14 protein-coding genes and 1 other RNA gene are annotated in these 20,401 nt (G+C 66.2%); 3 read left to right on the top strand and 12 right to left on the bottom strand.

The features are described from left to right. Positions 1-54: 54 nt before the first annotated feature. Positions 55-672 carry a TetR/AcrR family transcriptional regulator gene (locus BJD12_RS14815; protein WP_005998122.1) on the bottom strand — a complete coding sequence of 206 codons (618 nt, stop codon included), beginning with the start codon at positions 670-672 and terminating at the stop codon, positions 55-57. 87 nt (positions 673-759) lie between these two features. Between BJD12_RS14815 and BJD12_RS14810 the strand changes: the two genes are divergently transcribed. Then, positions 760-2,220 carry an efflux transporter outer membrane subunit gene (locus BJD12_RS14810; RefSeq protein ID WP_074059406.1) on the top strand — a complete coding sequence of 487 codons (1,461 nt, stop codon included), beginning with the start codon at positions 760-762 and terminating at the stop codon, positions 2,218-2,220. A gap of 399 nt (positions 2,221-2,619) precedes the next feature. Here BJD12_RS14810 and BJD12_RS14805 read toward each other — a convergent pair whose 3' ends face one another. Both BJD12_RS14805 and BJD12_RS14800 read right to left on the bottom strand, forming a co-directional pair. Beyond that, positions 2,620-3,051 (bottom strand): VirK family protein, encoded by a 432-nt coding sequence (locus BJD12_RS14805; RefSeq protein ID WP_039424224.1) that lies wholly within the window; start codon positions 3,049-3,051, stop codon positions 2,620-2,622. 553 nt (positions 3,052-3,604) lie between these two features. Next, a complete protein-coding gene (locus tag BJD12_RS14800; RefSeq protein ID WP_042828080.1) occupies positions 3,605-5,014 on the bottom strand; it encodes an FAD/NAD(P)-binding protein in 1,410 nt (469 codons plus the stop codon). A gap of 392 nt (positions 5,015-5,406) precedes the next feature. On the opposite strand from BJD12_RS14800, the gene BJD12_RS14795 reads away from it, so the two are divergent. Together BJD12_RS14795 and BJD12_RS14790 are read left to right on the top strand one after the other, a co-directional pair. Then, positions 5,407-5,479, top strand: a non-coding RNA gene (locus tag BJD12_RS14795) — sX9 sRNA. Between the two features lie 283 nt (positions 5,480-5,762). After that, entirely contained in the window at positions 5,763-6,521 is a 759-nt protein-coding gene (locus tag BJD12_RS14790) for an SDR family NAD(P)-dependent oxidoreductase (protein WP_042828081.1), read from the top strand. A 71-nt stretch (positions 6,522-6,592) separates the two neighbouring features. Here the strand turns inward: BJD12_RS14790 and BJD12_RS24635 are convergent, their stop codons facing one another. The 9 genes from BJD12_RS24635 to glgA all read right to left on the bottom strand — a co-directional run bounded on the left by BJD12_RS24635 (position 6,593) and on the right by glgA (position 20,274). Next, the gene (locus tag BJD12_RS24635; protein ID WP_005993042.1) at positions 6,593-6,796 is read right to left on the bottom strand and encodes a hypothetical protein; all 204 of its coding nucleotides are present in this window, start codon (positions 6,794-6,796) and stop codon (positions 6,593-6,595) included. 252 nt (positions 6,797-7,048) lie between these two features. Beyond that, a complete protein-coding gene (locus BJD12_RS14785; RefSeq protein WP_005993044.1) occupies positions 7,049-7,681 on the bottom strand; it encodes an NAD-dependent epimerase/dehydratase family protein in 633 nt (210 codons plus the stop codon). A 16-nt stretch (positions 7,682-7,697) separates the two neighbouring features. Further along, positions 7,698-9,860, bottom strand: coding sequence for a glycogen debranching protein GlgX (gene glgX, locus BJD12_RS14780; RefSeq protein WP_005993046.1), 2,163 nt, complete (start codon positions 9,858-9,860; stop codon positions 7,698-7,700). Between the two features lie 124 nt (positions 9,861-9,984). Continuing rightward, positions 9,985-10,158: a DUF2934 domain-containing protein gene (locus tag BJD12_RS14775; protein WP_005993048.1), complete on the bottom strand. Its 174-nt coding sequence runs from the start codon at positions 10,156-10,158 to the stop codon at positions 9,985-9,987. Positions 10,159-10,171: 13 nt separating this feature from the next. Then, the gene (gene treY, locus BJD12_RS14770) at positions 10,172-12,775 is read right to left on the bottom strand and encodes a malto-oligosyltrehalose synthase (RefSeq protein ID WP_039424238.1); all 2,604 of its coding nucleotides are present in this window, start codon (positions 12,773-12,775) and stop codon (positions 10,172-10,174) included. Further along, positions 12,772-14,703 (bottom strand): 4-alpha-glucanotransferase, encoded by a 1,932-nt coding sequence (locus tag BJD12_RS14765; protein ID WP_005997588.1) that lies wholly within the window; start codon positions 14,701-14,703, stop codon positions 12,772-12,774. Before BJD12_RS14765 ends, treY begins: the two co-directional genes overlap by 4 nt. Beyond that, on the bottom strand, positions 14,700-16,457 hold the full coding sequence (treZ, locus tag BJD12_RS14760) for a malto-oligosyltrehalose trehalohydrolase (protein WP_039428825.1): 1,758 nt from the start codon (positions 16,455-16,457) through the stop codon (positions 14,700-14,702). The genes BJD12_RS14765 and treZ overlap by 4 nt, the downstream gene beginning before the upstream one ends. Positions 16,458-16,459: 2 nt before the next feature. After that, positions 16,460-18,694: a 1,4-alpha-glucan branching enzyme gene (locus tag BJD12_RS14755; protein ID WP_005992900.1), complete on the bottom strand. Its 2,235-nt coding sequence runs from the start codon at positions 18,692-18,694 to the stop codon at positions 16,460-16,462. Then, a complete protein-coding gene (gene glgA / locus BJD12_RS14750; protein WP_005992902.1) occupies positions 18,691-20,274 on the bottom strand; it encodes a glycogen synthase GlgA in 1,584 nt (527 codons plus the stop codon). The genes BJD12_RS14755 and glgA overlap by 4 nt, the downstream gene beginning before the upstream one ends. Between the last annotated feature and the right edge of the window lie 127 nt (positions 20,275-20,401).

The following is a 20,401-nucleotide window of genomic DNA, read 5'->3' as shown; positions in this document are numbered from 1 at the left end:
TGAAGGCTCGCATCCTGAGACTTGTGACCATATCAGTCAATAGTCACAGGCAAATTATGGAGCAAGACTCCGGAGCACCAATGCCGATAGCAGCGCTGGAACCTCGCTGGCGTGCTCCAGGCTGTGCTGCAGCAGCACCGGATTGATATAGGGCCGCATGACCAGGTAAACCGCCTGCACCAGCTCGTCCAGCGGCGTCTTGCGCTCGAAATCCCCGTTCTGCCGCCCCTGCAGCAGGATCTCCTGCAACAGCGCCTGGACATGCGTTTCGTAGGCGATCACCGGCGGCCAGCGCTCGATCGCGGCCGAGGTGGCGATCTCGTACAACTTGCGCTCGCGCGAGTACAGCCGCAAGCTGGCCTCGATAATCGCCTTGAAAAGACTACGTAATTTCTCCGGCGGCGACGCCGCGGCAGCCACCGCCGCCAGTACGTCGGTCTCGATCTCGCGCAGGCAGTGCGTGCAGATCATCTCGCCGATGGCCTGCTTGGACTCGAAGAACTTGTAGATATACGCCTTGGAAAAACCGACCGCCTTGGCCAGGTCGGACACGGCAGTCTTCTCGTAGCCATAGCGGCTGAAATGTTCGGTGGCGGCGATCACGATCTGGTCGCGTACTTCGTGGTCGGCCGGCCCGCGGCCCGAAACGGGGTAACTGGATGCGTTGGTCATGTCGACAGCTTAGCGTCGCAGCACTCGACTTACAAAAGTGACCATTTCGTATTAAAGTCACTCACCATCCCACCCTCTGGTCTCGTCATGCCGTCACTCCGCACTCTTGCCGCGCTTACTGTCGCCAGCCTCGCCGCAGGCTGTGCGGTGGGTCCCAACTACGCCCGCCCGGACATGCCGCTCCCCGACCGCTATCTCGGGCAGGCAGACGTTGCTGCGCGCCAAGCCACCACGCAGGCCGAGCTGACAACCTGGTGGGCCGGCTTCAACGACCCGGACCTGAGCCGCTACGTCACCGCCGCGCTGGCACAGAACCTGGACCTGGCCCAGGCCACCGCGCGGGTCACCCAAGCCCGCGCCGGGCTGACCGCCGCCACTGCCGCACTGCTGCCGTCCGGCACCATTAGCGGCAGTGCGACGCGCGCCTACCAGTCGCTGGAAACGCCATTGGGCCAGGTGCTCGACAGCACCCCCAACCTCGACCGCTACGCCAGCGTCTACGAGGCCAACCTGGGCGCAAGCTGGGAGCTGGATCTGTTCGGCGGGCTGCGTCGTGGGCGCCAGGCCGCATTGGCCGACTACCAGGCCACCGAAGCCGGCGCTGCGGCCACCCGCCTGGCGGTGGCCGCGCAGACCGCCGATATCTACATCAGCGTCCGCGGCCTGCAGGCGCGGCTGGACGTGGCACAGCGTCAGGTCGCCGCCCAGCAAGGGCTGGTGGCGATGGTGACGCTGCTGCACGGCAAGGGCCTGGCGGCCGAGCTGCAATTGCAGCAGGCCCAGGGCGCGCTGTCCCAGGCACAGGCGACCGTGCCCGGCCTGGAAGCAGGCCTGGTCGCGGCAATGGACGCACTGGACGTGATGCTGGGCGTGGCTCCCGGCACCCACCGCGCCGAACTGGCCGCCAGCAAACCCATCCCGCTTGCCCCGCAGATCGCCGACAGCGGCTCCCCGGCCGAGCTGTTGCGACGCCGGCCCGACCTGATCGCCGCCGAATGCCGGCTGGCCGCATCCAACGCACGCATCGGCGTGGCGATGGCCGAGTACTACCCCAAGTTTTCGCTGAGCGGCCTGCTGGGCAGCGCCACCGCCCTCTCCGGCGGCAACCTGTTCACCGGCGGTGCCGCGCAATCGTCCGGCGTGCTGGGGTTGCGCTGGCGGCTGTTCGATTTCGGCCGCATCAATGCGCAGATCGCGCAGGCCAAGGGGCAGGAAGCCGAGCAGCTGGCTGCGTACCGCCTGGCTGTCCTGCGCGCCACCGAAGATGTCGAAAACGCCTTCACCGCCCTGGTCAAACGCGAGCAACAAGCTGCTGTGCTGACGCAAGGCGTGGACGCGTTGGGCAAGGCGCGTGGCGCCTCGGCGCTGGCGTATGAAAAGGGCACCGTGAGCCTGATCGAAGTGCTCAATGCCGACGACAGCCTGCTGCGCGCCTCCAATGCGCAGGTGCAGGCACGCACCGAAGCGGCACGCAGCGCGGTCGCCACGTTCAGGGCCTTGGGTGGTGGTTGGCAGACTGGCGGCGATGAAGGGGTGGCGGTGCAGTAATCGCAGTAGCCGTAGCCGCTAACGCCATGACGTACAACGCCGCCGATTGCCAGCGTTCGTGCAGGTGATGCTTGCATGCTTCTGTGCTGCTCACGAGACGCCACGCTTGGCTGCGCCCCGTACCCTCACCCCAACCCCTCTCCCGCAGGAGAGGGGCTACGGCTGCGCGCACTACTCCCGCACAGTGAAGAAACATCCCTTCTCCCGCTGGGAGAAGGTGCCCCGCAGTTGCGGATGAGGGTACGAGCGCAGCCTCGATTGCTTGCGCACCTTATTACCTCACGAGCGTTGCGATGCCACGTCTCGCTACAACATCGCAAGTCCGAACGTACAACGTCGACGCGTGCAAATTCGACGCGCAACTACGAGCTTTCAACGCGCGTAGAGCGTTGACCGCAATCAATCAGCGTGGAAACGGATGCCCTGATTGATCGTGCACTGATATGCCAGTACGGGCCCGCGCTGCTGCAGCGCCGGCAGGTCGTACATGTAGGTGGTGAACCGCACGCTGCCATCCGGGCGCAGCTGATAGCGCATGAACTGCTGGATCGGCTTGCCGTCGTTGGCGACGGTGAAATGCGACCCCGAAAACGCGACCGTGCCGTCTTCGGTGATGCGGTAGGCATCGATATGGCGGCCGCCACGGGTGCGACTGACCGGTGTGCCTTCTTCGGGTGGACAACGACTGAGATCGGTGGACAGGCTGACGTCGTAACCGGCATCCAGCGCGGCAATGACATCGGCACGCGTATTGAGTGATTCGCTGGCGATGGCAGGTAGCGCGGACGCGCACAGCGCCGCGGCGATAACAGTGGGAGCAAGACGAGGCATGGCGAACTCCAGGCAGGCAAGGGAATGTGGCGACCTGGACTGTAGAGAGCCCAGGGCGCACAACATGACCCATTCCTGTCCGCATGCGCGCACTGCGCTACGCATCACGCTGCATGTTTGCGCTGTATGGCGCACCGGCGCGCGTGCGCACCGTTTTGGGCTATGCCTGTGCGCGCAGAGACCGGTAAAAACGCGATAGAACGATCGTGATGTCACGATCGAAGAAGCGCAGCATCGCCCGCACGAAACAACAACCAACCATGCGCCACTAGCATGGTCGCGCAAGGGCAACGCAGCCCACATGACAGCAACGAGTAGAGCCCCTCTCGTCGGGGCGCCAAGGCACCGCTGGCGCGCCATTAGAGCGCGCGCATTGATGCGCCCGCGCCGCAAGCGCGGGCCAAGGCGCGAAGTAGGGGTTGGGGTAAGGGCAAGAAGCAAAGCGACCCATCGCGTTCAACCCGAACGTCGCACGCACATTGCTTCGCATCAACTCGATCACGAGCAAAACAGATCAAACGCCTCATGCACTGAGCGCATCACATAGCTACATCTACGAACGCGCACTGACCTCGCGCGACACCGCCTCACGCTCCGGCTGTAACGCCGGCGTCGCACCCAGCAGCAAGCGCTCGGCCAACGCACGGGTCGCCACGCGCAATTCGGGCACGGCGGTGATTTCCCAGTAGCGCCCGCGTAGCAGCGGCCCCACGCAATACAGCCCCTGCACGATCTGCCCGGCGCCATCGCGTACGCGCAGTTGCGCATCGGTGTCCACACCCAGGCCGAGCGGATCGGCGCGCAACAGACCGGCCTCGCGCATACCGGCAATCAGCGGGTCGCTGGTGCGGTCGATATCGGTATCCAGGCCGGTGGCGCGGATCACTGCATCGAAGTGCTGCGTCTGCGCATCGGCAGCCGCACGCGGGCGGATCACTGCTTCCACACCATCGGGCACCCAACGCGCACGCAGCAGCCGCGCCGCGACGATCTGCAACTGGCCCGACGCCTGCAACTGCTGCAAGTGCTCTGCGGCGCCCGGCGCAACCCGATGCCGCGCTACTTCCCAATACGGGCGCAGATGGCGCAGGAACCGCGCACGCTGCGGCAACGCCAGCCGCTGCCACAGCGGTTGCAGATGCGGGCGCAATGCGTCCACTACACGGCGCCAATCATCCACTACCGCGCTGAGCTGACGCACACCGCGCAGTAGTCCGCGCAGATCCGCATCCTTGAGCGCACGTTGCAGATGCGGCGGCAGCTCCAATGGTGCGCCGGGCTGACGCAGATGCGCCTGCGGGGCCAATCCGCGGCGCGAGATCGCCAGCATGCGGCCCCGGTGCCCACGTGCGTGCAGGGTCAACGCCACATCCACCATGGTCAGCCCGGTGCCCACGATCAGCACGTCATCGTCCGGCCCCAGCCGCGACAATGCATCGCCCTGCCATGGCCAGCCGATGTAGCGCGCATGCACACTCAACCGCGGGCCGATGCCGGCCAGTGCCTGCGGCTGCAGCGCACCGACCGCCAGCACCACGCGGTCACTGTGGAAGGCATCGCCATTGGCAAGAAACACCCGAAAACCGCTACGGGCGCGCTCCACCGCCACCGCTTCCTGCGACAAGCGCATCACCGAGGCCTGCGCGCCGGTCACGGCCGTATCCAGCTCGCTGCGCAGATAATCGCCGTAGGCCAGGCGCGGCAGGAATTCCAGTCGCCCGCTCTCGCCCAGATGCAAGGTATCGGCAAAGGCGCCAGGCGCCTGTGCATCGATGCCCAGATCCTTGGCACGTACGTTGAGCAGATGCTCCGGCCGCGCAGCGCCATAGGCGATGCCGCTGCCGAATGTGTCGGCAACACCGACCAATGTGATACGCACCTGCGCGTCTGCCGCCTGCGCCAGCGCACGAACCAGCGAGGTGCCGCAAAAGCCGGCACCGATGACGGTGATATGGGTTTCCATGTGCAACTCCCACTGAATGACCCGCACGTTGTGCCCGCAGTGCGGCGCGGTTGTGTAAACAAATGGTTAGCGACGGGCGACCGGAAAAGCATGAGCTGATCGCCAGCGGTGATGAGGCTTGTGGCGCAGGCCGCGCGTGTTGCAGATGGCAGTGGGATGACAGCGGCCGCCACTACAATCGACGCTGCCGATGCGAGGTGCAGGCGATGGATTTAGCCGGTGCTGCGCAGTGCGCATTGGGTCGTCAGCGCGATTGGCGATGCCTCTTGAGGTGCAGCTGCCCGAGATGGATGTCGTGGGCCGGGCGTGTTCGGATGGAGAGCAGCTAACAAAACGACTGTGCTCACCGCCAGGCGCGCGGTCGGTGCTCGGTGCTCGGTGCTCGGTGCTCGGTGTACCACTCCACTGCGATTCCTGTGTGCCGTCCACAGCCACCTGACGATCGCTCTCTACGTTTTCTTAGTCGCTGTAAGAACTGGCGTTGGGCTTTTACCGGGATGATTTGAGAAGGTGACGATTCGTGCCGATGCTGATATCGCGCAGGCGCCCGTTGTTGTTGGGTGTGGGGTCAGCAAGACCAGTAGCGCCTTGTGGTGCCTGCTGCGGGACTGTCTAAATCCCCGCGTAGCGCCTCGCAGCACGCTGCGGTGCTGATCCGATGGCACCTATGCACACGGATCTCCCGATGCGAACGACCATGTCGGCGCCAAGCTGTTCGATAATCGGGGTTTCCGAAATGAGTTCCGCCATGTCTCTTTCCGCACACCGTGAGCAACGCGTGCTGATTGCCGGTGGTAGCCGTGGCATCGGCCTGGCGATCGCCGAAGCGTTCGTGCGCAGCGGCGCGCAGGTGTCGATCTGCGCGCGCAACGCAGATGGACTGGCGCAGGCCGCGCAGACCTTGGCAGCCCACGGCGCACCGGTACACACCCTGCCCTGCGACCTCGCCGACGCGACACAGATCGAAACTTATGTGCAGGCCGCAGCGCAGGCGCTGGGCGGCCTGGACGTGGTCATCAATAATGCATCCGGCTACGGCCATGGCAACGACGATGCCAGTTGGCAGGCGGGGCTGGATGTCGACCTGATGGCGGCAGTGCGTTGCAATCGCGCCGCCCTGCCGCATCTGCGCACCAGCGAAGCAGCGGTGATCCTCAACATCAGTTCGATCAACGCGCAGCGCCCCACACCGCGCGCGATCGCCTATTCCACCGCAAAGGCCGCGCTGAATTACTACACGACCACCCTGGCCGCCGAGCTGGCGCGCGAACGCATCCGCGTCAACGCGATCGCACCGGGCTCCATCGAGTTCCCGGATGGACTCTGGGACAGGCGCCGTAGCAACGCGCCTGAGCTATACGCACGCATTCGCGACAGCATCCCATTCGGCGGCTTCGGGCAGGTGCAAGACATCGCCGATGCGGCGCTGTTCCTGGCATCGCCACAGGCGCGGTGGATCACCGGGCAGGTGCTGGCCGTGGATGGTGGGCAGTCGTTGGGCGTGTGAGATGCGGACTCACTCACTGGGAATGCAAGAGCTAACGGCCATCACGACGTACTCAGCAACATTCCGATGTCCTAAGGCGCCTTTGATTCACGCATGAATTTGCTGCAAATCAGCAGGGCAACCAACCAAGCAAGTATTGGATACATTCCGCTCCAAACTTTATCCGCATGATCGAGGCCAAATGCGACGAGAACGACAAGGAAGCACACGATAAGACAGGCGAATGCCATGGCACTTGCCGCAAACAAGATCCTGGCAATCACTTTAATCGTCATTACTTTTCGCCACCGTTGGCAGTGGCGCGCTACAGCTAAGCAATTTGCCCGCCAGCAAAGCCGGCGTTCGTCTGACCAGATCTTGCATCGCCATTCCTTCTGGCAAACCTGCGCCGGGTAATAATGGCTTTCAAGAACCGGACCTCTCCTGCATCTCGGCAAAAAGATCCAAGTTGGGCGCCACATTGAGGCCCTGTCGCATCACTCATCTAGCACGCCAATCTTCGTACCAGCGCTCCCTTGGCTTAGGGGCTACCCAACCAACTCCGCCGCCTCAACACGGTGCTCGCCACGCGCCGGTGCTAACGCAGCGCCCACCATCGCCGCGGCAATCCGCTCTGCCGGGTTGATACGAAAGCGCCGTGGCAGGACGGGGCCGAGTGCACCCAGCACTAGGCGGCCGAGGTGTTCACCGGTGCGGCGTTCTTCGCGCTCGCCGCCGATCAGCCCCGGTCGCACCAAGGTCAGCGACGGAAAGCCGATCGTGCGCAGGTCGCGCTCCAGTTCGCCCTTGACGCAACTGTAGAAGATGCGCGCCTGCGCATCTGCGCCAGCTGCCGAGTTCAACACGAACACCGAAGTGCCCTGCGCGCAGACAGCGCGTGCCAAGGCCAGCGGGTAATCGTGGTCGATGCGGTAGAACGCCTCGCGCGAGCCGGCCTGTTTCATCGTGCTGCCCAGGGCGCAGATGGCCGCTTCCATGCGCGGCGCGGTCCAGTGGTCCAGGCGCTCGAAATCGATCACCTGGTTGCGCAGCTTGGGATGGATCTGCGACAGCGGCCGGCGCGTGATCGCCACCACGCCGGTACAGCGCGCGTCGGCCAGCAGCTGTTGCAAAACATGTCCGCCGACCAGACCGGTGGCCCCTGCCAGCAGCACGTCCATCAGACCGCCCCTGCCATCAGCGTGCGCCCTCGGAGACGATGCGTGCGCTGCTGGCGATGCGATCGCGCTCCACCGCCAGCAAGGTCAGCGAGTGCGCCGGCGCCTTCCATTCGCTGCCGCCGGCCACCACGCGGCCGCCATGGCGTGCGGTGTCGACCAGCACGCGCCAATGTTCGTCGTGCATCGCCGGCAGCGTGAACGACACGCTGGTGGAGGCCGCATTGATCAGCATCAGCAAGGTCACGTTGGCAGCGATCTCGCGCAAGCCGGTGGTCGGCGAGCGGCCATCCAGGCGCAGCATCAGCGCGCGCGCTTCCGGATCGTGCCAGCCGGCTTCGTCCATCTCGTGGCCGTCCGGTGCCAGCCAGGTGAGATCCTTCAAACCCAGCGCTTCGTCGAACTTGCCATCGAAGAAGCGGGCGCGATGCAGCAGCGGGTAACGTTGGCGGATGCGGATCAACCGCCGCACGAACGCAGCCTGATCGGCGGCGGCTGCCTTGGTGGCGGCAGTCCAGTCGATCCAGGTCAGTTCGTTGTCCTGGCAATACGCGTTGTTGTTGCCGTTCTGGCTGTGGCCGAACTCGTCACCGGCCAGCAGCATCGGCGTGCCCTGCGACAGCAACAACGTGGCCAGCAGGTTGCGCATCTGTTGGCGGCGCAGCTGCTTGATGGCCGGGTCGTTGGTGTCGCCTTCGACGCCGTAATTGGCCGAGATATTGTGGTCGCTGCCGTCCCTGCCCTCTTCGCCGTTGGCGAAGTTGTGCTTGCCTTCGTAGCTGACCAGATCACGCAGGGTGAAGCCGTCATGCGCGGTGACGAAGTTGACCGACGCAGTGGGGCGGCGGCCGCTATGGTTGAACAGGTCGGCCGAGCCGGTCAGGCGCGTGGCCAGTTCGGCCAGCTGACCACCGTCGCCACGCCAGAACGCGCGCACGTTGTCGCGGAACTTGTCGTTCCATTCCACCCAGCCCGGCGGAAAGTTGCCGACCTGGTAACCGCCTGGGCCGATATCCCACGGCTCGGCGATCAGCTTGGTCTGGCTCAGTACCGGGTCCTGGCGCACCGCATCGAGAAAGCTGCCCGACGGATCGAAGCCATAGCGCTCGCGGCCGAGGATGCTGGCCAGGTCGAAGCGGAAGCCGTCGACATGCATTTCCTGCACCCAGTAGCGCAGCGAGTCCATCACCATGCGCAACGCGCCGACGTTGGTCAGGTCGAAGGTGTTGCCGGTGCCGGTGTCGTTGATGTAGAAGCGGCGATCGTCGGCCAGGCGGTAATAGCTGGCATTGTCGATGCCCTTGAACGACAACGTCGGCCCCAGCTCGTTGCCTTCGGCGGTGTGGTTGTAGACCACGTCCAGCAGCACTTCCAGCCCCGCATGATGCAGGCGCGCCACCATCTGCTTGAACTCGGCCACGGTGCGCGTGGACATGTAGCGCGCCTGCGGCGCAAAGAAGCCCAGCGTGTTGTAGCCCCAGCAATTGCGCAGACCTTTTTCCAGCAGGTACTGGTCGTCGACGAAGGCGTGAACCGGGAGCAGCTCCACCGCGGTGACGCCGAGCGAGCTGATGTGGTCGATCAGCTCATCGGTCTTCAAGGCCGAGAAGGTGCCGCGATTATCCGGCGGCACTGCCGGATGCAGCATGCTCAGCCCGCGCACGTGCGCTTCGTAGATCACCGTACGGTTCCACGGCGTCTGCGGCGGGCGGTCCTGGCCCCAGGTGAAGGCCGGGTCGATCACCGCGGATTTGGGCATGAACGCGGCACTGTCGCGACGGTCGAAGCTCAGATCCTTGTCGCGGTGGCCGATGGTGTAGCCGAACAGATGCGGCGCCCATTTGAGCTCGCCGACGATCTGCTTGGCATACGGGTCCAGCAGCAGCTTGTTGTGGTTGAAGCGGTGCCCGGCCTCGGGCGCATAAGGTCCATGCACGCGGTAGCCGTACAGCTGGCCGGGGCGTGCGTCGGGCAGATAGCCGTGCCAGACCTCGTCGGTGTATTCGGGCAGCGCCAGGCGCTCCTGCTCGCGGCCACGCTCGTCGAACAGGCACAGTTCCACCCGGGTGGCGTTGCGCGAGTACAGCGCGAAGTTGACCCCCAGGCCATCCCAGGTGGCGCCGAGCGGATTGGGACGGCCTTCGCGAATGCGCGAGCGCTGAGTGAACTTGCGGGTGGCCATCGGTAACTCCTGAGAACGGTGAACTCAAAACGCTGAGCGAATGCGGGTGCCTGTGTGCCTGGGCACGCTCACCCTGGCACGGCACAGCCTGCAGGGTGAACCATGCAAGGTGACAGAGGCACCGTTACTGGCGTGCAGTCACCGGCGGGCCAGCCTGTTCGGCGGCGCGCTCTTCGGCGTCCACCAGCCGCTCGGCCATGGCCCAATGCCGATCTGCGTGGCCGTCCGGGCGGCCTTCGGCCTCCCAAATTTCCTGTGCCAACTGGCGAAGCCGCGCTTGCCGTTCCGTGTCGTTCATTGCTTACGTTCTCTTAGGGGGTCAACAACACTGCCACTGGCGCACGTGCAAACAGCGTGGATATCGCCACGCGGCCGCCTTGCGGCTGCAGCGTGCTGCCATCGAGCACATTACGATACGTGGCAGGCGGCAATGCCAACGACGCCTGACCCCAGTTGGCCGGCGGCACCAGCAGCGGCAGATCGCCATCGCCCTGGTTGCCGGCCCCCAGCCGCGTCACCGCCACCACCAGCGACTGGCCGCGGTACTGGCGGCGGAACGCCAGCACCTGCGCATCGCCGCTGACCGCCACGGTCAAGGGCTGATAGTCGCCCTTCGCAAACAGCGACGGATGGTCGGCACGCAGCTGCAACAGCAATGCGGTGAGACGTGCCTTGACCGCGCCATCGCGCCAGCTGCGCAGCAGCGTGTTCCAGTCGCGCGCCTGCGCCAGCCATTGCTGGCGCTGCGCGTAGTCGACCGGGCGGCGGTTGTCCGGGTCCACCAGCGACAGATCCCAGCCTTCGGTGCCCTGATACAGGTCGGGCACGCCCGGCACGGTCAGGCGCAACGTGGTCTGCACCAGCGCGTTGCGCGCACCGGCGGCGGCGATGTGGTTGCTGGCGCGCAGCAGCGCCCGCCGCAGCGGCAACCCGGCGCGGCTGCACAGCACCTGTTCCACGGTGGCCTGCACGGCCTGTTCGTAGGCCGGCGAGCCATCGGTCCAGCTGGTGTGCAGCTTGGCTTCGCGCACCGCCTTGAGCAGCCACTGCGCAATGCGCTCGGCGTACTCGGCCAGCGGCTCGGTCTGGTCGGCGCCCAGTCCGATCGGCCAGGCGGCCACCAGGGTCTGCCAGAGCATCTGCTGGTCGCCACCGGCCAAGGCCGGCGAGTCCAGCGTCTCGGTCAAGGCATCGAACTGGCTGCTCTGCTCGATCCACCAGCGCGGTTGCTCGGACAACACCGCCAGCCGCATGCGCAGGTCTTCGCCGCGCTTGTGGTCGTGCGTGGCGGTGGCCAGCAACGCGCGCGGGGAGTGCTTGGCGCGTTCGAGATTCTGCGCGTGGAACTCGGCCGCGTCGTTGGCGAAGTGGGTCGGATGGCTGCCGACCTCGTTGCGCGACAGCAGCACGCCATGCCGGTAGAACGCGGTGTCTTCCACCGACTTGGCATTGAGCGGTGCGGACAGCTGCTCCACGCGACGACGCAGGATGCGCCGCAAGGCGACCTGCGCGCGGTCGGCGCCGGCATCGTCGAGCAGCCAGCGCTCGATCGCGTCGACCGCCGCAACGATCGACTCCGGCATGCCCTCGCGCGCGCACGCGGCAGTGGCGCGCAGGCGCTCGGCTTCGCTGCCGGTCACGCCCTTGGCACCGGCGTAGGTGCGGTATACGGGAAACCAGCGCAGCAATACGCACAGGCCGCGCGCCAGCATCTGCGGGCTGAACTCGCGCGTGGGCGGGTCCAGTCGCGCCAGTGCCGACAACGCACCCACGGCGCGATTGAATTCGGTCTGCAGCGGGCCGCGCAGGATCTCGTCGCGTGCGCTGCGCTCTTCCTGTGCGAAATCGCCACTGCGCCCGCTCACCTTTTGCCAGGCACGCGCCAATGGCTTGAAGCCGGCCGGGTCATGCAGCACGCCGCCGACCTGGTCCATGAAGTCGTAGCCGGTGGTGCCATCGCAGGGCCAGTCGGCGGGCAAGGCTTCGCCGGGCGCCAGGATCTTTTCCAGATACAACCCCAACGCGCCGGGCTTGAGCCCGCGCGTGCGCCCGGCTGCATCCAGCCGGCTGCGCAGCTTGCGCACATAGCCGGTGGGGTCGGTGAGCCCGTCCACATGGTCGATGCGCAGGCCATCCAGATGGCCCTCGGCGACCAATCGCAGCGGCAGCGCATGCACCGCGTCGAACACCGCCGGCAGTTCCACCCGCAACGCCACCAGCGAGGTGATGTCGAAGAAGCGGCGGTAATTGAGCATGTCGTTGCCCACGCGCCACCAGTTCAACCGATACGGTTGGCGTTCGATCAACTTGTGCAGGCGGCCATCGCCACGCTTGGCGCCGTCGTTATAGTCGCGTAACCACTGCGCCTGCGCGGATTTTTCTGGGATGTCCAGCGTCTGCGGACGGATCGGATAGCGCTGGTCGTAATGCGCCAGTGCGGCACTGCCGTCGTCTTCGATCACCAGGGTGATCAGGCCTTCGGCCAGTGCGGTGGCATAGGGGCGGTCCAGCACCGCCAGCCACAACTTGCCGTCGCGGCCCGGCGCGCGCCAATCGATGTCGAACCAGTCGGCATGCTTGGCGCTTCGGCCGTTGCGCAACACATCCCACCACCAGGCGTTTTGCGCGTGGGTGGCCATGTGGTTGGGCACGATGTCGGCGATCAACCCCATGCCGTGTTCGCGCGCAGCCTGCGACAACGCGATCAACGCCGCTTCGCCACCCAGTTCGGGGTTGACCACGGTCGGGTCGATATTGTCGTAGCCATGCGTGGAGCCTGGCACCGCAGTGCCGATCGGCGACAGATACAGATGGCTGATGCCAAGGCCGGCGTAGTACGGCACCTGCGCGAGCGCATCGTGCAGGGTGAAGTCCGCATGCAGCTGCAGGCGGGCGGTGGCGCGAAGATCGATCATGGCTGTGGTTCCGAGACGGCCGCGACGCGACGCGCCTCGGCAAAGCCCTGCAGCGCCGTGGTCAGGCGCGCATGCGGCAAGGGATCGGGCAGGCGTCGACGCCAGTTGGGATGGACTTCGACGGTGCCCGGCAGATTGGGTTGTTCGTCCAGCGCCAGTGCGTCTTCCACCGGCAACAGGGCCAGCGGCGACACGCTGGTGGCAGTGAAACGCAGCGCGCCTAATAGCGCGTCGTCGCCGGACAGGCCAGCCTGCTCGACCGCCGCATCCAGCCGCGCGACATCCTTGGTGCGGTCTTTGGCGTCGCCGTCTGCCTGGGCAGGCTCGATCAACGCAAGCTTGCGCCGCCAGGCGATGTCGCGGCCTGCGCGCCAGCCGGTGAGGGTAGGTAGATCGTGCGTGGTGGTGGTGGCGATCGCATCCGGACGCCACAACGTCGGGGCGACAAATGCGCCGGCTTCGTCGCGGGTGAACATCAGCACATCGATGCCCATCACGCCACGACGCGAGAGTTCTTCGCGGATGCCCGGCGGCACCACGCCCAGGTCCTCGCCGATCACGATGGCGCGATGGCGCCAGGATTCCAGCGCCAGCAGATTGAGCAGATCGTGCAACGGGTACGCCAGATACGCGCCTTCGTTGGAGCCGGCGCCCTCGGGCACCACCCACAGCCGCATCAGGCCAAGAATATGATCGATGCGAATCCCGCCGCGATCGCGCAGCACCGCGCGCAGCAGCGCGATGTACGGCGCAAAGCCGCTGCGCCGCAGTGCGGTGGGCGAATACGCACCGATGCCCCAATGCTGACCATCGGCATTGAAGGCATCCGGCGGCGCGCCCAGCACCAGCCCACGCAAGACGGTATCGGCAGCGGCAGCGGCTTCGGCGCCATTGGGGTCGAAGCCCACCGCCAGATCGGCGATCAGCCCGATCTTCATGCCGCGCTCGTGCGCTTCGCGCTGCGCGTCGGACCAGCTGCGCGCCGCCAGCCACTGGGTGAACACATGCAGCTGCGGATCGTGATCGCCAAAATCCTGCGCGGCGAAGCGTGCGAACCCGTCCAGCGCCGCGCCACCTGCATTACGGAAGGCGAGCAGATCGGCATGGTCCGGCGCCACGCGTGTGTGCAATTGGCGCAAGAGCTCCCACTTGGCCTGCGCAGAGGCCGGCCAATCGATCAATGCATTGGTGTGCAGCGTATCGAAGCGATGGCGCAGGCCTGCGACCTCGTCGATCGCCTCCAGCGCCAGTTCACCAAGTACGCGCACCGGTGCGGCATGCAGCGGATCGAAGAATCGTCGGTCGCTGGGCGAATACGGGCTGTAACCACCGGTGACCGGGCGCGAGGCGTGCACCGGGCTCAATGCCAGCGCATCGGCCCCGGCCAGCGCCGCGTGCCGCAGCCATTCGACAGTGCCGGCAGCATCGCCGATACCGCCATCGTCGAGGCTGCAGGCCGAATACACCTGCAGCGCCATGCCCCATGCACGCGGCGCTGGCTGGCCGCAAGCATCGGCCACGCTAAAGCAGCGTTGCGGGGCGACCGCTACCTGCTGGGTCAGCGTACCGATCTCCAGCGTCCAGTAGCCGTAACGCAACGGTGCAAGTATTTGCCCCTGCGCATCCGCGCGTGCTTCTTCGCCGTTGCCGCTGTCATCGGTCCAGCGGCCGCTTGCATTGGCGGCAACCCGCAACGGCAATGCCGCGCCTACCTGCACGGTGAGCAGCGCTGCCGGTTCGTCTGCCTGCGCCTTGCAGCGCCGCAGGCTGTCTTCGCGCTGTGCAGCCGTGGCCGATGGCAGTTCGAGCGCGGTCAGTACCGCCTGCACCGACTGCTCGAACACCTGCCGCGGTTGGTCGCTGGCATCCACCCACTCCACCATCACCCCGGCCGCGGCGGCCAAGGTGTGCAAGGTGTTCGTCCTCATGTGCGGTCCTCGTGCCAGGCGATGAAACCGTCGACCGGCAACTGCTGCGCAGCTGCATCGACGTTTTCGGCAAACGCCACGCGCCCGCGCAGTGGCGGCAACGGCACCGCCGCGCTGCCGACGTTGAACGCGATATGCCACAGGCCGTCCGGCAGCTCCCAGGTGGCGGTGAGCGCGCCATCGGCCAGCACGCTGGCTCGCACAGCCCGCGCCTCGGCAAGGCCGGGCACCAGCCACTGCCGACGCACGCCCAGCAATGCGGTAAACCACGCTGCCCACTGCGCGCCGTCGCCGTGCGCCGCATCGTCGATCGGCGCCCGCGAGGCGGCGAAGGTGGCATGGCTGTTGGGGTCGGGAATGGTGGCGCGCTGTGCCTCGTCGGCAAATGCGGCGAAGTGCGCGAACTCCTTGCGGCGGCCTTCGCGCACCGCCTCATCCAGCGGCGGGCCGAAGTCGGTGAAGAACAGGAACGGCTGCGTCGCGCCCCATGGCTCGCCCATGAAAAACAGCGGAATCATCGGCGTCAATGCGGTCAACGCCAGCGCTGCGCGCAAGCGCGGTTGCGAGACCAGCACGGTCAACCGCTCGCCACGCGCACGGTTGCCGATCTGGTCGTGGTTCTGTGCGAACACCACAAACTTGTGCGGCGGCAGCCCGCCACTGGGCTCGCCACGCACATGGCCACGCGGGTCCGGCTCGCCCTGGTAGGCGAAGCCTTCGCCAAGGACGCGCGCCAGGTGGTCGGTGGGCTTGTCCGCGAAGGCGGCGTAATAGCCCTCTTCTTCGCCGGTCAGCAACACATGCAAGGCGTTGTGGAAATCGTCGTCCCACTGCGCGGTGTAGCCACGTTGCAGTTGCGAGGCCTGATTGGCCTCGTTTTCCAGTACCAGATGCACGTGGCGTCCGGCCGGCAGGCTGGTTTCCACAGTTTCGCGCAGGGTGTCCAGAAAGGCATTGGGCGTGATGGCGTGCACCGCATCCAGGCGCAGCCCGTCGAAGCGGTATTCATGCAGCCACATCAGTGCGTTGTCGAGAAAATAGCGCTGTACCGGCGGCTTGCGGAAGTCGATCGCCGCACCCCACGGGGTGGGCTTGTCTTCGTTGAAGAACGGGCCGGCGTAGCTGTGCAGGTAATTGCCGTCCGGGCCGAAGTGGTTGTAGACCACGTCCAGCAACACCATCAGGCCGTGGCCGTGTGCGGCGTCGATCAACGCCTTCAGTTCGTCCGGCGTGCCGTAGGCTTCCGCCGGTGCATACGGCAGTACGCCGTCGTAGCCCCAGTTATGCGTGCCTGGAAACGCGCTCAACGGCATCAGTTCGATGGCGGTGATCCCCATCGCGGCCAGCTGCGGCAACTGCGCCTGCACGCCGGCGTAGCCGCCGCAGGTGCCAACATGCAACTCATAGATCACCGCCTCGCCCCACGGCCGACCCTGCCATTGGGTGTTGCTCCAGCGGTAGCCGTCGGTGGGCTGCACCGCGCTGGGGCCGTGCACACCATCGGGCTGCCAGCGTGAGGCCGGGTCCGGTACCGGCTCGCCACCATCGACGCTATAGCGATAACGCGCAGTCCTTGCGCAGCTCAGGGCGGCGGTGAAGAACCCGTCCTGCCCAGCCTGCAGCGCGCTGCGCGTGCCGTCATCGAAGACGACCTCCACGCTGGTGGCATTCGGGGCCCAGAGCGCGAAGCGCACCTGTCCCTCACCCGCTGGCCATGCGCCCCAGGCCGGGATGATGTCGTTGCGCTGGTTCATTGTTATTTCTCCGCTTGCAGGTAGATCGTGGCCAGCGGCGGCAGGGTCAGGCGCAAACGTTGCGTATGCCCGTGCATGCCCATCGGCTCGGTCGCAAGAGGACCGCTGTTGCCGAGGTTGCTGCCGCCGTAGTGGGCACTGTCGGTGTTGAGGATTTCGCGCCAGATGCCGGCACGCGGCACCCCCACGCGGTAGTCGTGAAGCGGTTGCGGGGTGAGGTTGCTCACTGCCAGCAAGGGCGGCGCACCGCCTTCGGGATCGTGACGGATAAAGGCCAGCACGCTGTTGCGTGCGTCGTCGGCCACGCTCCAGTCGAAGCCTTCGGCACGATGCGCACCGCGATACAGTGCCGGCACGCGGCGCAAGGTGGCGTTGAGATCGCCCACCAATTGCTGCACGCCGCGATGCGGCGGCCCGTCGAGCAGATGCCAGTCCAGCGACTGATCGTGATTCCAGTCGCGCCATTGGCCGAATTCGGCGCCCATGAACACCAGTTTGTCGCCCGGATGCGCCCACATCAGCGCCAGGTAGGCGCGCAGGTTGGCGAAGCGACGCCAGTCGTCGCCCGGCATCTGGCCCAACAGGCCGCCGGTACCGTGCACCACTTCATCGTGCGAGAGCGGCAGCACGAAGCGCTCGGAGAACGCGTACACCAGGCCGAAGGTGAGCTGGCTGTGGTGCTGCGCACGTTCGGCAGGATCGCGCTGCGTGTAGCTCAGCGTGTCGTGCATCCAGCCCATGTTCCATTTGTGCGTGAAGCCCAGCCCGCCATCGCTGATCGGTGCGGTCACGCCAGGCCAGGCGGTGGACTCTTCGGCGATGGTCAGCACGCCCGGATGGCGCGTGGCGATCTCGCGATTGAGCTGACGCAAGAACGCCACTGCCTCCAGATTCTCGCGGCCGCCATGCGCGTTGGGCACCCACTCGCCCTCGGCACGGCCGTAGTCGCGGTACAGCATCGAGGCCACCGCATCCACGCGCAGGCCGTCGAGGTGGTAATGGTCGATCCACTCCAGTGCGCTGCCCAACAGGTAGGCGGTCACTTCCGGGCGGCCGTAGTTGTAGATCAGCGTATTCCAGTCGCGATGCATGCCTTCGCGCGGGTCGGCATGCTCGTACAGTGCGGCGCCATCGAACTGCGCCAGGCCGTGCGCATCATCGGGGAAGTGCGCGCTGACCCAATCCAGGATCACGCCGATGCCGGCGCGATGGCAGGCATCGACGAACTGCGCAAAACCGTCCGGGCTGCCGTGCCGCGCGGTGGGGGCATACAGGCCTAGCGGCTGGTAACCCCACGAGCCGCCAAACGGATGCTCGGTGATCGGCAGTAGCTCGATATGGGTGAAGCCCAGCTCCTGCACGTAGGGGATCAGCTGCTCTGCCAGACTGATCCAGTCCAGCGGCTGGTTGTGGTCATCGCGGCGCCACGAGGCGGCGTGCACCTCGTAGATGGACATCGGCGCCGGCAGCGTTTGCACCGCACGCCTGGCCATCCACTGCGCATCGGCCCATGCAAACGCGGCGCCGCCGGGCACCACCGAGGCAGTGGCCGGCGGCAGCTCGCTCTGGCGCGCGACCGGGTCGGCCTTGAGCAGCACGCGGCCATCGGCAGCGGTAACGGCATATTTGTAGCGGGCGCCGGCTTCCACGCGCGGCAGGAACAGCTCCCAGAAGCCGCCGTTACGCCGGCGCATCGGATGCCGCCGTGCCTCCCAGCCATTGAAGTCGCCCACCACCGCCACGCGCTGGGCATGCGGCGCCCAGACCGCAAAGCGCACGCCGGGCACATCACCGCAGCGCAGGTGCTGTGGGCCCAACGCACTGCGCAATGCCTGCCCGTCGCCGGCGGCGATCTGCAGCAGCAACGATTCGTCCAGCGTCGGAGCAAACGCGTAGGGGTCTTCGATTTCCTGTACCACGTCCGGCCACACAATGCGCAGCCGATAGGGGCCATTGACCGCCAGCTCGCCTTCGAACACGCCATCGACCGCGCCGGCCTGCATGCGCGCCAGCAATTTGCCGCGGGCATCGATCAGACCCATCGCCTCGGCGCCGGGTGCCAGCACCCGAACGCGGCAACGGCCATCAGCCTGCAGGTGCGGGCCCAGCACCGCGAACGCGTCGGTGGGCGCCCCGTCGGCCAGCGCCTGCAAGGCAAGCGCGATGTCAGAGGTTCCTTCCGTGGTCACACCCTCGCCTTCCGTTTCCTGCCCTGGCACGCCCAACCGTTCGCTCATGACACCGTCGCAAGCGCAGGTGCGGTTGCGGCGGTGCGTTCGTAGAGGGAGAGATACTTCTTGCCGGCTACATCCCAACCGCTGGGCCGCAGCATGGCCGCACGGCGCATCGCCGACAGCAAGCTGGGCAGACGGAAGGTGCGGAAGGCGCGTTCAAGGCAGCGGCGCAAGGCTTCAACGCTGGCCTGCTGGAACAGGAAGCCGGTGACGCCATCGTCCACGGTGTCGATCAGCCCGCCGGTGGCATGCGCGATCGGCAGGCAGCCAAAACGCTGCGCGTACATCTGGCTCAGGCCGCACGGCTCAAAGCGCGACGGCATCAGCAGGAAGTCCGCACCGGCGAACATGCGCCGCGCCAGGCCTTCTTCAAACCCGATGAAGGCTCCGACCTGGCCGGGATACCGGCGGGTCAGCTCGGCCACCTGTTGTTCGATCTCCGGCTCGCCTCCGCCGATCACCGCGATCTGCCCACCGGCCGCCACGATCTGCGGGGCAACCTCGCAGATCAGGTCCAGGCCCTTTTGATGCACCAGCCGCGACACCACCGCAAACAGCGGCCCGGTGCTGTCGCGCAACCCGAAGGCCTTGCGCACCTGGGCAGCATTGGCCTGCCGGCCCTGCCACTGGTTCACGCTGAAGTGCGAATCCAGGTAAGCATCGGTGCGCGGGTCCCAACTGGCGTCGATGCCGTTGACGATGCCGGTCAGCGCGCCCTTGGCGGCGCGGCCGGCCAGCAGCCGGTCCAGCCCGCAGCCCTGCGCCGGGCCAGTGATCTGCTTGGCATAGCTGACGCTGACGGTGTTGACGTGGTCGGCATTGACGATGCCGCCGCGCAGGAACGACATCTGCCCGTAGAACTCCAGTTCGGCCACACGCTCGGCCGGGATGCCCAGTGCGGACGCCATCGAATACGGCACCAGGCCCTGGTAGGCCAGGTTATGGATAGTGAGCAGGCACGGGGTGGTGCCGCCGGACCACCGCACATAAGCGGCAGCCAGCGCACACGGCCAGTCATTGAGGTGCAGCAGGCGCGGCTTCCAGCCCAGTCCGGCATGGCCGGCGGCAATCTGCGCGGCGGCATGCGACAAGGTGGCGAAGCGGATCGCGTTGTCCTCGAACTCCGAGCCGCTGGTGCTCACATACGGCGAGCCATCGCGTTCGAACAGTTCCTTGGACAGCAGGATGTAGATCGGCAGGCCATCGGACTGCACGATACGGCCGATGTCGCAGGCCGGCATCGCGGCATGCGCCAGCACGCGACCGACGATCTCCACTTTGCCGGCGCGCTCGAGGACGGCGCGATAGCCCGGGATCAACACACGCACGTCGTAGCGATGGCGCAGCGCGCGCGGCAGTGCCGCTGCCACATCGCCCAGACCACCGGCCTTGATGAAGTCCGCCATCTCCGACACCACGAACAACGCACCGCGCGTATCTGCCAGCGATACCGGCAGCCGCTCGTGGTGGCGAATGAACCGCCCTCGCGCATCACGCGGCCTCCCACTCTTCTTCAGCGTGGGGAGCATCGTGCTGCGCTCTAGGCGCGCAGTGGTGGCATGAAACGGCATCGTGGCAACCATCTAAACGTCCGTCGTAAAGTGGGTGGAGACGGAAAACGGCGAAGCGAAAACCATCGTCTGCCGATATAGCCAGACGACATGCTACGAATGAGGAGCGGGGCCAACGCGCGTACTCCACGTCGTCCTT

Source organism: Xanthomonas vesicatoria ATCC 35937, from assembly GCF_001908725.1.
GTDB lineage: Bacteria > Pseudomonadota > Gammaproteobacteria > Xanthomonadales > Xanthomonadaceae > Xanthomonas > Xanthomonas vesicatoria.
This window is presented reverse-complemented; position numbering and strand designations above follow the sequence as displayed.

Coding starts and splice junctions, on each gene's coding strand:
- BJD12_RS14790 (WP_042828081.1), top strand. CDS start 5,763: ATGTCTCTTTCCGCACACCGTGAGCAACGCGTGCTGATTGCCGGTGGT.
- glgX (WP_005993046.1), bottom strand. CDS start 9,860: ATGGCCACCCGCAAGTTCACTCAGCGCTCGCGCATTCGCGAAGGCCGT.
- BJD12_RS14765 (WP_005997588.1), bottom strand. CDS start 14,703: ATGAGGACGAACACCTTGCACACCTTGGCCGCCGCGGCCGGGGTGATG.
- BJD12_RS14805 (WP_039424224.1), bottom strand. CDS start 3,051: ATGCCTCGTCTTGCTCCCACTGTTATCGCCGCGGCGCTGTGCGCGTCC.
- BJD12_RS14785 (WP_005993044.1), bottom strand. CDS start 7,681: ATGGACGTGCTGCTGGCAGGGGCCACCGGTCTGGTCGGCGGACATGTT.
- treY (WP_039424238.1), bottom strand. CDS start 12,775: ATGATCGATCTTCGCGCCACCGCCCGCCTGCAGCTGCATGCGGACTTC.
- treZ (WP_039428825.1), bottom strand. CDS start 16,457: ATGAACCAGCGCAACGACATCATCCCGGCCTGGGGCGCATGGCCAGCG.
- BJD12_RS14800 (WP_042828080.1), bottom strand. CDS start 5,014: ATGGAAACCCATATCACCGTCATCGGTGCCGGCTTTTGCGGCACCTCG.
- BJD12_RS14815 (WP_005998122.1), bottom strand. CDS start 672: ATGACCAACGCATCCAGTTACCCCGTTTCGGGCCGCGGGCCGGCCGAC.
- glgA (WP_005992902.1), bottom strand. CDS start 20,274: ATGGTTGCCACGATGCCGTTTCATGCCACCACTGCGCGCCTAGAGCGC.
- BJD12_RS14810 (WP_074059406.1), top strand. CDS start 760: ATGCCGTCACTCCGCACTCTTGCCGCGCTTACTGTCGCCAGCCTCGCC.
- BJD12_RS14775 (WP_005993048.1), bottom strand. CDS start 10,158: ATGAACGACACGGAACGGCAAGCGCGGCTTCGCCAGTTGGCACAGGAA.
- BJD12_RS14755 (WP_005992900.1), bottom strand. CDS start 18,694: ATGAGCGAACGGTTGGGCGTGCCAGGGCAGGAAACGGAAGGCGAGGGT.
- BJD12_RS24635 (WP_005993042.1), bottom strand. CDS start 6,796: ATGACGATTAAAGTGATTGCCAGGATCTTGTTTGCGGCAAGTGCCATG.